At 65.9% G+C, this 13,375-nt stretch carries 10 protein-coding genes and 1 pseudogene; 7 read left to right on the top strand and 4 right to left on the bottom strand.

What is annotated here, in order from left to right; genetic code table 11:
* Positions 1–176 precede the first annotated feature (176 nt).
* A complete protein-coding gene (locus CH276_RS25375) occupies positions 177–1,391 on the bottom strand; it encodes a PucR family transcriptional regulator (RefSeq protein WP_094629396.1) in 1,215 nt (404 codons plus the stop codon).
* Between the two features lie 177 nt (positions 1,392–1,568).
* Between CH276_RS25375 and CH276_RS25370 the strand changes: the two genes are divergently transcribed.
* Both CH276_RS25370 and CH276_RS25365 read left to right on the top strand, forming a co-directional pair.
* A complete protein-coding gene (locus CH276_RS25370) occupies positions 1,569–3,011 on the top strand; it encodes an amino acid permease (RefSeq protein ID WP_094629395.1) in 1,443 nt (480 codons plus the stop codon).
* Positions 3,008–3,907 (top strand): universal stress protein, encoded by a 900-nt coding sequence (locus CH276_RS25365; protein WP_032397612.1) that lies wholly within the window; start codon positions 3,008–3,010, stop codon positions 3,905–3,907. The genes CH276_RS25370 and CH276_RS25365 overlap by 4 nt, the downstream gene beginning before the upstream one ends.
* Positions 3,908–3,917: 10 nt before the next feature.
* On the opposite strand, the gene speB is transcribed toward CH276_RS25365, so the two are convergent.
* Complete coding sequence (gene speB / locus CH276_RS25360; RefSeq protein ID WP_032397611.1) at positions 3,918–4,877, bottom strand: agmatinase; 960 nt, start codon at positions 4,875–4,877, stop codon at positions 3,918–3,920.
* A gap of 117 nt (positions 4,878–4,994) precedes the next feature.
* On the opposite strand from speB, the gene CH276_RS25355 reads away from it, so the two are divergent.
* From CH276_RS25355 to CH276_RS25345, 3 genes are read left to right on the top strand one after another with little or no spacing between them, the layout of a single operon-like run.
* Positions 4,995–5,627, top strand: coding sequence for a helix-turn-helix domain-containing protein (locus tag CH276_RS25355; protein WP_094629375.1), 633 nt, complete (start codon positions 4,995–4,997; stop codon positions 5,625–5,627).
* Positions 5,624–6,475, top strand: coding sequence for a carbon-nitrogen hydrolase family protein (locus CH276_RS25350; RefSeq protein WP_094629374.1), 852 nt, complete (start codon positions 5,624–5,626; stop codon positions 6,473–6,475). Before CH276_RS25355 ends, CH276_RS25350 begins: the two co-directional genes overlap by 4 nt.
* On the top strand, positions 6,472–8,157 hold the full coding sequence (locus CH276_RS25345) for a flavin monoamine oxidase family protein (RefSeq protein WP_094629373.1): 1,686 nt from the start codon (positions 6,472–6,474) through the stop codon (positions 8,155–8,157). Before CH276_RS25350 ends, CH276_RS25345 begins: the two co-directional genes overlap by 4 nt.
* Positions 8,158–8,162: 5 nt before the next feature.
* Here CH276_RS25345 and CH276_RS25340 read toward each other — a convergent pair whose 3' ends face one another.
* Together CH276_RS25340 and CH276_RS25335 are read right to left on the bottom strand one after the other, a co-directional pair.
* Positions 8,163–8,873: a YoaK family protein gene (locus CH276_RS25340; RefSeq protein WP_094629372.1), complete on the bottom strand. Its 711-nt coding sequence runs from the start codon at positions 8,871–8,873 to the stop codon at positions 8,163–8,165.
* A gap of 28 nt (positions 8,874–8,901) precedes the next feature.
* Positions 8,902–10,398 (bottom strand): PucR family transcriptional regulator, encoded by a 1,497-nt coding sequence (locus CH276_RS25335; RefSeq protein ID WP_094629371.1) that lies wholly within the window; start codon positions 10,396–10,398, stop codon positions 8,902–8,904.
* Positions 10,399–10,528: 130 nt separating this feature from the next.
* On the opposite strand from CH276_RS25335, the gene gabT reads away from it, so the two are divergent.
* Together gabT and CH276_RS25325 are read left to right on the top strand one after the other, a co-directional pair.
* The gene (gene gabT, locus CH276_RS25330; protein ID WP_094629370.1) at positions 10,529–11,893 is read left to right on the top strand and encodes a 4-aminobutyrate--2-oxoglutarate transaminase; all 1,365 of its coding nucleotides are present in this window, start codon (positions 10,529–10,531) and stop codon (positions 11,891–11,893) included.
* A 1-nt stretch (position 11,894) separates the two neighbouring features.
* Positions 11,895–13,346 (top strand): annotated as a pseudogene (locus CH276_RS25325) (NAD-dependent succinate-semialdehyde dehydrogenase).
* The last annotated feature ends 29 nt before the right edge of the window (positions 13,347–13,375 follow it).

Raw genomic sequence — 13,375 nt, 5'->3', positions numbered from 1 at the left:
TCTGTCTTCGTCCTACCGGTGTTCCGGCCGTGCGTTCGGGCCTCTGCGGAAAACGCTCGGTCATTCCGCGACTACTCCAGTGTGACTGTTCGCTTTCCTGCAGGCATGGTCGTTTTGCGGACACGTTTCGACCGATTTAGTTGCCTGGTTACGGCAATTCGAGCAGTCTGTACCCGTTACGACGGCGAGCGAACCTCGGGCCAGTCGAGCAGCTTCGCTCCGAGTACCGCCGTGTGCAGCGCGAATGCCTCGACGGGGTTGCCCACATTCTGCCCGGTCAAATCCTTTATTCGAGACAATCTGTAGGTCACTGCCCGCACCGACAGATGCATCCGGCGTGCGGTGGACGCGGTGTTCGCGCCGGTGTCGAAGTACACCTGCAACGTCTCCAACAGGGGACCCGCCCCGCCTCGCGCGCCCAGCAACGGTGTCAACAACGTGTCGACCAGATCGGCGATCGCCGCACGGTCACTGATCAGGACGCGGTAGACGAGCAGATCACGCGCATCGATCACTGATGCGTCGAACCCGAGCGAGGCGGCGAGATCGAGCGCGTCGAGGGCTTCCCGATATGACGCGGCGACACCGACCGCCCCGCTGCGTGAACGGCCGATCCCGATCTGCGTCCGGCCGTATTCCCCTTTGCGCCGGAGGTCGACCGATTCGCTCGACGCCGAGTTGGACGTACCGAGGGCGCGTCCGACCCGGTCGAGGACATGGTCGACGGCGTCGAGGTCGGGTGCCGGGAACACCAGAATCAACCGGTCCTGCTTGGTGGCCACGAGCAATTCGGCGTCTCCCTTGCTGCCCTGCACGCTGCGCTCGACGAGGGAGATGGCAGAGCTGGCGTCGGTGAACGGCTTGGTCGACGTCACCACGGCCACCACGTGCGGGCTCGACAGGTCGAGGCCGAACGTCTGCGCGCGCCCGAGGACCCCGGCGACATCGGAGGTGCCCGAGAGCAGATCGTCGACGAATTCACGGCGGGCGAGTACTTCGGCTCGCACGAGAGTGCGCCGGGCGAGCTGAAATCCCTCGGCCAGTTCGGCCACCGCGTCGTCGACCGCGCGCAGCATGACCTCGCCTGCGGTGACGACTCCGGCCGGGTCGTCCGCGGCGGCGACGACAGCGGGTAGTTCCCGCCACAGTCGCCACGCAGAGGTCAGGTACAGGTCCAGCAACGCCCGCAGTGCGACGCCTGCGCGGGCAGCAGCATCACCCTGCGCTCGAAACTCCTGCAGCTGCCCGCGGTTCAGTGGGACGCCTGCATCGACGGCGTCGGCAAGGACGTCGAGGAAGCTGCCCAGTAGAGCGACGTCGAGTCCGCCTGCGTCCGACGCGGCCTGCGCAGCGACCGAATCGAGCGGTAGCGCATCGCGCTGTGTGGCCATCTGTTCTCGTGTCTCCCATCCGACTCGAGGCCAATGGTAGGCATCGAGGCTGCGGCGAAGAAACGGACCGGTGTGGGAATCGACCGATTCCACCGCGTGTTCGGCGTGCGAGAGGCGGTATCGGGGAGCACAATCAGCCGATCCGCACCGTTCGTCTCCACGTTGGGAGTGCCGGCCATGACATCGTCGAACAGACCTGCATCGAGTCTGCGATCTCAACTGCTTCGCAGGAAGCCGATCGTGGATCCGGACCAGCAGAGCAGTGGCGGGCTGGAACGGACCATCGGCACCTTCCAACTGACGATGTTCGGCGTCGGTGCCACCATCGGTACCGGCATCTTCTTCGTGCTCTCGCTCGCGGTCCCCGAAGCCGGTCCCGCGGTGGTGCTCTCGTTCCTGGCCGCGGGTGTGGCGGCCGGTCTCGCAGCCATATGTTACGCCGAAATGGCCTCGGCGGTACCGGTTTCCGGCTCGACCTACTCGTACGCGTATGTGACGATGGGCGAGGTTGTCGCGATGGGCGTCGCCGCCTGTCTGTTGCTCGAGTACGGAGTGTCCAGCGCTGCCGTCGCCGTCGGGTGGAGCGGGTACCTCAACGAGCTGTTGAACAACCTCGTCGGCTTCACCATCCCGCACGCGCTGTCGGCTGCGCCGGGTGACGCCGACCCCGGCATCATGAATCTGCCTGCAGTCGTGCTGATCGTGCTGTGCGCCGTTCTGCTCATTCGTGGCGCGAGCGAGTCGGCGGCGGTCAACGCAGTCATGGTCGTCATCAAACTCGGTGTGCTGGCTCTGTTCGCGATCGTCGGATTCACCGCCTTCGACTCCGGCAACTTCTCGGACTTCATGCCCCTGGGCGCAGCAGGGGTGACGGCGGCCGCGGGCACGATCTTCTTCTCGTTCATCGGACTCGACGCGGTGTCCACTGCGGGCGACGAGGTGAAGGATCCTCAGAAGACCATGCCGCGGGCCATCGTTGCGGCGCTGATCGTCGTCATCGTCTTCTACCTCGTCGTGGCCGTGGCCGCTCTGGGGACGCAGCCGTGGACCGACTTCGCCGGCCAGGAGGAAGCCGGGCTGGCGGAAATCCTGCGCAACGTCACCGGGCAAGCCTGGCCGGCAACGATTCTGGCTGCAGGTGCGGTCATCTCGATCTTCTCGGTGACGTTGGTGACGATGTACGGGCAGACTCGCATCCTGTTCGCGATGGGCCGAGACGGCATGTTGCCCAAAGCTTTCGCCAAGGTCAGCCCCCGCACGCACACGCCGGTCAACAACACGATCGTCGTCGCCGTCGTGATTTCGATCCTCGCCGCGTTCATTCCGCTCGACAAGCTGGCGGACCTGGTGTCGATCGGCACCCTCGTCGCTTTCATCGTCGTATCCATCGGGGTGATCGTGCTGCGCCGTTCGATGCCCGATCTCGAACGGCCGTTCAAGGTCCCGGGATACCCGGTCACTCCGGTGCTGTCGGTCCTCGCCTGCCTGTACATCCTGTCCGGACTGCACTGGACCACGTGGTTCTGGTTCGGGCTCTGGCTCGCGGTGGTGTTGGCGTTCTACTGGTTCTGGGGTCGGCACCACTCGACGCTGCGCGGAGCAGAGCAGGACCTGCGATGAGTGTCCTGATCGCATTCGCGCCGGGGAAAGGCAGCGTCGGTGCCCTCGATCTCGGTGCCCAGCTCGCTCGGTCGCTCGGCACCGACATCGATGTGGCGACGGTGGTGCCCAAACCGTGGTCGACTCCGTCGATGGCACGGGTGGATGCGGAGTTCGCCGACTGGGCCGCGACGACGGCAGCCGAGTCGGAGGCGAAAGCGCGCCACTACCTCGAAGACCGGGCACCCGACATCACTGCATCGTTCCACCGATTCGCACACCGCTCGGTCTCGACGGCGTTGACCGAGGCGGCCGAGAGCATCTCGGCCTCGATACTGGTTCTCGGCTCCTCGGGCGACGGCGCTCTCGGGCAGGTGGTCGTCGGGTCGACGGCAGACAAGCTTCTGCACTCGTCCCCGGTGACCGTGGCGCTCGCTCCCCGCGGCTATCGGATGCGCGAACGCGCCACACTGACCCGGATCACGTGCGCGTTCTCCGGCGACAGCGAGGCGTCGCGCGTCGTGGGTCCGACCGCCGAACTCGCCCGAGACGCGGGTATCCCGCTCCGCTTGGCGTCGTTCGTCGTCCGGGGAGCGACGATGTATCCGCCCGAGGTCGGCCTACGCGTCGAGGACGACGTTGCCGCAGAACTCGCCGTCGGGTTGACCGAGGCACTGACCGCGGCGATGGACGACGCAGTCGCGGTTGGGCTTTCGGCCGAGCAGGTCACGACCGAACTGGCCATGGCCGGCAGTTGGCGCGAGGCCCTCGACGAGGTTCACTGGCAGGACGGCGAAGTACTGACCATCGGATCGTCCGGGCCGCTGGGGCCGATCGCTCGGGTGTTCCTCGGTTCGCGCGCCACCAAGATCATCCGCCATTCGCCGGTGCCGATCCTGGTGTTGCCGAAACGGTGAGGCGGGCGTCCTACCGGTTGAGGGCGAGCACCGACAACAGCTCGTAGGCGACATGTGCCGCTGCAATCCCGGTGATCTCGGCGTGATCGTATGCGGGTGCCACCTCGACGATGTCGGCCCCGACCACGTGAAGGCCCACGAGTCCGCGCAGGGTGTTGAGCAACTCTCGGGACGTCATGCCACCGGCCTCGGGCGTGCCGGTGCCCGGCGCGTGCGCCGGGTCGAGAACGTCGATGTCGACCGAGACGTACACCGGACCGCCGTCGAGGCGTCGACGCATCCGTTCGACGATGCTGGCCACGCCGTCGACCTCGTAGTCGTCGGACCGAATCACCTGGAAGCCCAGTACACGATCGTCCTCGAGATCCTGCTCGCTGTAGAGCGGGCCGCGGATGCCGATGTGCTGTGAGCGTTCGAGATCGATCAGACCTTCCTCGCTGGCTCGTCGGAACGGCGTGCCGTGGGTGTAGGGAGCACCGAAGTACGTATCCCACGTGTCGAGGTGCGCGTCGAAGTGCAGTACCGCGATCGGCCCGTGATCGCGTGCGAGCGAACGCAGAATCGGCAGGGCGATGGTGTGGTCGCCGCCGAGGGTGAGAACCGAGGAGCCGTCGGCGCGCAGGTCCGTCACCGCGTCGTGCACCGTGGTCAAGGCCTCGGTGATGTCGAACGGATTGACGCCGATGTCACCGAAATCGGCCACCTGTTGGCGGGCGAAGGGTGAGACCTTCAGCGCGGGGTTGTACGGACGCAAGAGTTTCGAGGCCGCCCTGATGTGACCCGGGCCGAAACGTGCGCCGGGGCGGTAACTGACGCCGGAATCGAACGGCACACCGAGGATGGTGACGTCGGCGCGGGACACCTCGTCGAGACGGGGCAGCCGCGCGAACGTGGTCGGCTCGGCGAAGCGAGGGACCTTGGTCGCGTCGACCGGACCGATCGGCGGGTGTTCGGGATTGCTCGGGTTCATCGAGAATTCCTTCCGAATTTTCATCAGTCCGGTGACGTTCGAGTCGACCAGTTCGCCCGGCAAGCGTTACTCTGATGCTCGATCTTGTCAACACAAGTTTCCTGGAAGGCGAGAGCGGTGTCCCTTGCTACGTCGGTCGTCGGCGATGCGCCGCGTATCGGCGCACGGCTCAAGGAGGCTCGGCAGAAGAAGCGACTGACCCTCGACGCACTCGCCGACGCCTGCGGAGTCACCAAGGGATATCTGTCCAAGCTCGAACGCGACCAGGTCAATGCGTCGGTGGCGTCCCTGGTTCGAGTCTGCGCCGCCCTGGAGCTTCCGGTCGGCTCGCTGTTCGACGACGCGCCATCCGGTGAGGTGGTCCGGGCGCAGTCGTTGCCGCGCATCATGTTCGGCGGGGAAGCGATGACCGAGTACCTGTTGACGCCGGTGGGGGAGCGCCGGGTGCAGGTGTTGCTGGGTCACATCGACGCCGGTGGCGGCAGCGGAGCCGAGGCGTACACTCTCCCGCTCGACGTGACGTTCGTGCACGTGATCACCGGCGAGTTGCGGGTGACCTTCGACGCCGAAGCGGACGGCACCTTCGCGGGCGACGAGGTGCTGCTCGGTCCGGGAGATGCGTTCACCTTCTCGCCGCGTCGCAGGCACAGTTTCCGAGCCGAAGGCGCAGACGGTGCTCAGGTCCTGTGGGTACTGGCACCCGCGCTACCCGAGGAGTTGCCGACGAGGAAACAGGAGTTGCAACCATGACCGTCACCGTGTCTCTCTATCAAGGGCCGGAACTGGCCGGCGATGTCCACGCGAACCTCACCGCACTCGACGACGCAGCGAGAAACGCGGCCGCAGCAGGTGCATCGATCCTGGTGACCCCGGAGATGTCGGTCAGCGGATACGACATCGGTGATCTGGTGCTCGAACGAGCAGAACCGTTCGACGGACCGATCTTCGAGAAGGTGTCGACGATCGCTCGATCCCACGGCCTCGCGATCGTCTACGGATATCCCGAACGCAGTCGATCGACGCTCGGTGGCGAGGTGGTGTTCAATGCGGTGCAGGTGGTCGATGCATCGGGACGGTCGGTGGCGCGCTACCGCAAGACCCACCTGTTCGGTGAACTCGATCGCGCGCACTTCACTCCCGGGTCGGAACTGTTGGTGCAGTTCGACTTCGGCGGACTGCGCTGCGGTCTGCTCACCTGCTACGACGTCGAATTCCCGGAAACCGTTCGCGCCCACGCCGACGCCGGAACGCAGTGGTTGATCGTCCCGACCGGCCTGATGACCCCGTTCGAGATCATCGCAACCCACGTCGTTCCGACGCGCGCGTACGAGAGTCAACTGTTCGTCACCTACGTCAATCGCTGCGGCACGGAAGCGAGTCTGACGTACTGCGGACTGACCTGCGCCGTCGCGCCGAGTGGCACCGACCTCGCGCGGGCAGGCGCGCACGAACAGCTTCTGACGGTGGATCTGGATCCGGCCGAACTCCTTCGATCTCGCGCCGTCAACACTCACCTGGACGATCGTCGCCACGATCTGTACCGGACAGTTCTCGACCCGACAGGACCCTCGCGGTCCGAGCAGGAGACCGACCGATGACCACACCCGTCACCCCGGACAGCGCGATCGAATCCGAGGACGACCAACCGCTCACGATGTTCGGTCCTGATTTCCCGTTCGCCTACGACGACTATCTGGCGCACCCGGCCGGCCTCGGGAGCGTTCCCGACGCTGCCCTCGGTACGAAGGTCGCGGTGATCGGGGGCGGACTCGCGGGTATGGTCGTCGCGCGCGAGTTGCTCAGGCTCGGCCTGGAACCCGTTGTGTACGAATCGGATCGAATCGGCGGCCGGATGCGGTCGGTGCCGTTCGAGGGGCACCCGGGTGTGGTGGCCGAGATGGGTGCGATGCGGTTTCCGCCGTCGTCGACGGCACTGTTCCACTACCTCGACGCAGTCGGGCTGGAGACCACGCCGTTTCCGAACCCGTTGGCAGAAGCGACCCCCAGCACGGTGATCGACCTCAAGGGCGAGAGCCACTACGCCCAGAAGCTCGAGGATCTACCGCCGGTGTTCGCCGAGGTCGCCGACGCGTGGAACCGGACGCTGGAGGAACACGCCGAACTGATCCCACTGCAGCGGGCCATCCGCAGGCGCGACGTTGCCGAGATCAAGCGAATCTGGAACGAGCTGATCGTGAAGTTCGACGATCAGACCTTCTACGGATTTCTCGCTGCATCCGAACACTTCTCGTCGTTTCGGATGCGAGAGCTGTTCGGCCAGGTCGGCTTCGGAACGGGCGGATGGGACACCGACTACCCCAACTCGATCCTCGAGATCCTTCGAGTCGTCATCACTGCGGCGGACGACCACCACCGCGGAATCGTCGGCGGCTCACAGCAACTGCCGATGCGGCTGTGGACCGATTCGCCGGCGATCATGGCACACTGGCCCGCGGGAACGTCGGTGGCGTCGCTGAACGGCGGCACCACTATGTCGCGTGTCACCGAGATCAGATGTACCGACGGCGGCACCACGATCCACGACGACCGCGGCAACATTCGTACCTACGCGGCCGCCGTCGTGACCGCCCAGAGCTGGATGCTGCTCAGCAACATCAGGTGTGACGACGATCTGTTTCCCATCGACCACTGGACCGCCATCGAACGCACCCACTACATGGGGTCGACCAAGGTGTTCGCACTCGTCGACCGGCCCTTCTGGAAGGACAAGGATCCGGTCACCGGCCGCGATGTGGTCAGCATGACGCTGACCGACCGGATGAGCCGTGGCACCTACCTACTCGACCAAGGGGAGGGCAGGCCTGGGTTGATCTGCCTGTCCTACACGTGGTCCGACGATTCGCTCAAGCTGCTGGCCCTGGACCCGACCGAGCGAATGAACATCATGCTGCGCTCGCTCGAGGAGATCTATCCCGGCGTCGATTTCCGCAGTCACATCATCTCCACGCCGGTGACGCTGTCCTGGGAAACCGAACGCGATTTCATGGGTGCCTTCAAAGCCAACCTGCCCGGCCACTACCGCTACCAGGAGAGGCTGTTCACGCACTTCGTGCAACACCGACTCGACCCGCGACATCGAGGAATCTTCCTTGCCGGCGACGACATCTCGTGGACGGCGGGGTGGGCCGAGGGTGCCATTCATACCGCACTGAATGCGGTGTGGGGCGTCGTGCATCATCTGGGAGGAAAGTCGGCAGAGGGCAATCCGGGGCCGGGCGACGTCTTCGATGCCATCGCACCACTTCGATTGGGTGACTAGGTCGCTCAGTGTTTCGGCGATCGCGGCCGGGGAGAGCGCTCGTCGAACACGAACAACGCCAGGGCGATCGTCAGCATGAGGGCAACCACCCAGATCGCCCGTAGCCCGAACAACTCGACCGCAACCGCCCCGAGCAGCGCCCCGCCGAAGAATCCCGAGATCACCGCGCCGAACCGTCGGGCGCGGGTTCCGGCCTCCAGGTCGTGTTCGACCACCCGATGGAATGCGGCCATCGCCATGCTGCGGAGATTCCCGGTCGTCATAGTGGTGTTGTACGGCGAATCCACCAGTACGCGAAAGGTGGTCACCTGCACGCCGGCAACGTGAGCGAGAATCACCGAGACCACCGCATCGGGCACGGTCGCCGGCAGAAAACCGACGACGAGGATCACGAGGATCTCGAACACCAGCACCGCCCGTACCGGTCGTCGCACGATCTTCGCAACCGCGGGCAGCGCGATGAACTCTGCGGTCGCGACGCCCAGGACGAAGGCAGCCAACGGCGGCAGAAAAGCCAGCGCCTCGACCCACCGGCCACCGGCGACATCGACGCCGAGCAGCACCACGTTGCCTGTCTGCGCCCCGGCGAACACCCCGCCACGGGTGATGAAGGTGTACGCGTCGAGGAATCCACCGACTGCCGCCAACAGAACACCGAGTCGGACCGATTTCGCAGTTGCGACGGCGATGTGGGGTTCGGGACGAGGCGTGGTCATCGGGAGATCCTGACACGATCGCCGATAGTCACGTTGTCGAGGCAAGCAGTGAGAGCAACAGTTCGGCTCGTACCCGCGCCGACGTCAGATCCACCGCGAGCAGTTCCTCGCACCGCGTGATGCGGTTTCGCAGCGTGTGACGATGAACGGACAGATGCGCCGCAGCGGTTTCCCAATGCCCGTTCGCCTCGAGGAAAGCCCGAAGCGATCCCACCAGATCGGCGGAATGGGTGCGGTCGTACTCGGCCAGTACCGCGATGGTGACTGCAGCCATGGCACGCAACGACTCCTGCACCGGTTCGGACGCCAACAGCATCGATCCGGTGAACTCGACGATCCGATCGCTCGCGCCGGCTGCGGCGCACGCGAGCGAAGCCTGCTGCAGAGCAACAGGGGTCTCGGAGATGTGACGGCTGGAACTGAGGCCGACGCACACCGACCTCGGCAGTGAATCGAGCAGTCGAGCAACGACATCGGAGTCATCGCTACCGCGCAACAACACCGCGACACCGGCGTCGGTCGTGCGCGCGAACGTGGGCCGCGCCCGGGCTCGGCACTCGGCATCGACCGCCTCGACGACGCGCTCGGCGGGTCCGCGGACCATCGCAACCCTGACGCGAGAGTCGTCGTCGGCCGCGTCCACGAGGTAACTCGGTAGCGCGGTGCCGTCGGGGGCAGGCAGATGGCCGTCCAGTAACAACCCGAGCGCGAGCGTGTTGAGTCGGGACTGTTCGGCGCGCAGACGTGTGGGCTTCTCGAGCTCGAGGGTCACCAGCGACACCGCGTGCCCCAGCAGGATCTGCTCGACACCCGTCACCGGGCCTGCGGTACGGATGGCGAGAAAGCTCGACGCCCCGCCGGAGATCGCGACGGAGTGCAGAGTGACGGTGCACCCCGGTTCGCTGACCGAGACCGTGGCCGGTGACGACGACGGGCGAATGCTGCGGGCGACCTCGCGGGCGCGCTCGACGAGATCGGCTGCGGCGGCGGGATGAAACGATTCGGTGCGATTGCCGATCAGCGCCACCGACGTGGATGTGGCGACGGCCAGTTCGCGAACGATCGCGTCGACGCCGCCGTGCAACGCTGCCCGAGTGATACGGGTCTGGACCGAGGCCGCACGAAGAACCTGCTCGTATTCCTGCTCGGCTATGCGCTTCATGACCGCCCTGATCACGGCGGCGAACGGGGTGTCGTACGGGACCTCGACGACGGGAAGGCCGACGGCCTCGGCCGTGTCGAGAATGTGACGCGGGATCGTGCTGTGGGACAACCCGACTCCGAATCCGAGGCAGGCGACACCCGCGGCCGCCAGGGTCCGGACGTAGGTGGCGAGAGCCGGGCCGTCGGCGTCGAAGCCGAGCCCGGTCGTGAGAATCAGTTCACCGCCGGACAGCCAGGGGCTCGGATCGGTGAGCTCGGTCGCCTGCGCGAACGTGATCGGCACACTGCTGCGCTCCGGTCCGCCGCGATGACTCAGGCGGAGGTGTTGCTGCCTCAGCAGCCAGGACATCTGCACGCTCACCTGTGGAACTGTAGCGCTGTGCCTGCCGAAATGGAGTGTGATCCAGCCCTGATGTGTACGAAATGGCGTCGCGCTGTCTCGCTCGGAGAGTCGCATACTGACTGCACAAGCCCACACGAAAGGTGCGACCATGGCCTCGATCGAGTACCGACTTCCGCAGGAACGCAAGATCGTCACCGCCTTCCCCGGTCCGAAGTCGGCGGCGTTGGCGCAGCGCCGCAAGGCCGTCGTCGGTGCAGGCGTGGCGTCGACGCTGCCGGTGTACGTGGCCGATGCCGACGGTGGCGTCGTGGTCGATGTCGACGGGAACTCGCTGATCGACCTCGGGGCCGGAATCGCAGTGACGACAGTCGGTGCCTCGAACCCGGCAGTCGTTGCTGCAGTGCAGGATCAGGTCACACACTTCACCCACACGTGTTTCATGATCGCGCCGTACGAGGGGTACATCGAGGTCGCCGAGAAGCTCGCCGAGTTGACGCCGGGGGATCACGACAAACGCAGCGTGCTGTTCAACAGTGGTGCCGAGGCAGTCGAGAACGCCGTGAAGATCGCACGGCACGCCACCGGGCGGTCGGCCGTCGTCGTGTTCGACCACGCCTACCACGGTCGTACCAATCTGACGATGGCGCTGACCTCCAAGTCGATGCCGTACAAGAGCGGGTTCGGGCCGTTCGCCCCCGAGGTCTATCGGGCCCCGATGTCCTACCCGTTCAGGGAGGGCCTGAACTCCGACGGTTCCGCGGTCACCGGTGCCCAGGCGGCGGCGCGAGCGATCTCCGTCATCGACAAGCAGATCGGCGCGGGCAATCTGGCCGCGATCCTGATCGAACCCATTCAGGGTGAGGGCGGCTTCATCGTGCCCGCAGAAGGATTCCTGCCTGCACTGGCGGACTGGGCACGCGAGAACGGCGTGGTGTTCATCGCCGACGAGGTACAGGCCGGATTCACCCGCACCGGCGCGTGGTTCGCGAGCGAACACGAGTCCGTCGTGCCGGACCTGATCACCATGGCGAAGGGGATAGCAGGAGGAATGCCGCTGGCCGCGGTCACCGGCCGGGCCGATCTGATCGACGCCGTGCATCCCGGTGGACTCGGTGGAACCTACGGCGGAAACCCCGTCGCCTGCGCCGCGGCCCTGGCGTCCATCGAACAGATGGAGACACTGAACCTCAACGCCCGAGCCCGCGACATCGAACGAATCGTGTTCGAGCGACTGAATGCGTTGAGTGCCGAGGTCGGCATCATCGGTGAGGTGCGTGGCCGGGGAGCCATGCTTGCGATCGAGCTCGTCGTGCCGGGTGGACGTGAGCCCAACCCCGAGGCCACCAAAGCCGTTGCGGCGGCGGCACTCGCGGCCGGGGTGATCGTGCTGACGTGCGGTACCTACGGCAACGTCATCCGGTTGCTGCCGCCACTGGTGATCTCCGACGAGTTGCTCGGTGAAGCGCTCACCGTGCTCGAAGACGCGCTGCGCGCCGTGGCACAGGAGAACTGACATGTCGGCTGTCGACCTGATCTCCAAGCTGCCCACCGAACTGTGGCTCGGTGGCGTGCAGACTCCCTCTGCGTCGGGCGCGCGATTCTCGGTGCTGAACCCGGCGACCGGCGAGGAGTTGACCACTGTCGCCGACGCCACCGCAGCCGATGGCATCACCGCGCTCGACCTTGCCGCCGAGGCGCAGCCGGGGTGGGCGGCGACGCCCGCTCGTGAGCGAGCCGAGGTTCTGCGGCGCGCCTTCGATCTGCTGCAGGAGCGTGCTGCCGACTTCGCTCTGCTGATGACACTCGAAATGGGAAAGTCGTTGGCGGAGAGCCACGGCGAGGTGAAGTACGGCAGCGAATTCCTACGCTGGTTCGGTGAGGAGGCCGTCCGGATCGGCGGTCGGTTCACCCCCGCTCCTGCGGGCAACGGTTCGATCCTGGTCACCAAGTCGCCGGTCGGTCCGGTCCTGGCGATCACCCCGTGGAACTTCCCGTTGGCCATGGGCACACGCAAGATCGGGCCGGCGCTGGCGGCGGGGTGCACCGTCATCGTCAAACCGGCCGAGGACACCCCGCTGACGATGCTTCTGCTCGGGCAGGTGTTCGCCGACGCCGGGTTGCCGCGTGGCGTGCTGTCGATACTCCCGGCCTCCGACGCCGCGTCCGTCACCGGACCGTTGATGGACGATCCGAGGCTGTGAAAGATCACGTTCACCGGTTCCACCGGAGTGGGAAAACTGTTGTTGCGCAACGCTGCCGATCGTCTGTTGAGGACGTCGATGGAGCTCGGTGGCAATGCCCCGTTCATCGTGTTCGACGACGCAGACGTCGACGCCGCTGTCGACGGAGCGATGCTGGCCAAGATGCGCAACGGCGGCGAGGCGTGCACGGCAGCGAATCGTCTGTACGTCGCGAACTCGGTGCGCGAGGAATTCACCGCGAAGCTGACCTCACGGATCGACGCGCTGACCGTCGGTCCCGGTGATGCGGACGGTACCGACATCGGGCCGCTCATCAACGACAAGCAGCGTCGAACGGTCACCGCACTGGTCGACGACGCCGTCGCGAAGGGAGCCCGAGTGCGCACCGGCGGAGCCGCACCCGAGGGACCCGGATTCTTCTACGCGCCGACGGTGCTCGACCGAATCCCGGCCGACGCGAATCTGTTGCAGGACGAGATCTTCGGGCCCGTCGCGGCAATCATCGGATTCGACACCGAGGACGAGGCCGTCGCCGCAGCCAACGACACCCGGTACGGGTTGGTGGCCTACTTCTACACCGAGAGCCTCGACCGAGCACTGCGGGTGTCGGCAGCACTGGACACCGGCATGGTCGGGGTCAACCGCGGTGCGATCTCCGACGCGGCCGCCCCGTTCGGTGGGGTGAAGGAATCGGGTTTCGGACGCGAGGGCGGGTCGGAGGGCATCGAGGAATACCTCGAGCCCAAGTACATCGCTCTACGGTAGAGCCGCACGTTTCGCTCCACCCCAGGCCG

It is taken from the genome of Rhodococcus sp. 06-470-2 (assembly GCF_002258235.1).
Taxonomy (GTDB): domain Bacteria; phylum Actinomycetota; class Actinomycetes; order Mycobacteriales; family Mycobacteriaceae; genus Rhodococcoides.
The sequence above is the reverse complement of the archived record's forward strand: the minus strand, read 5'-3'. Positions and strand labels throughout refer to the sequence as shown.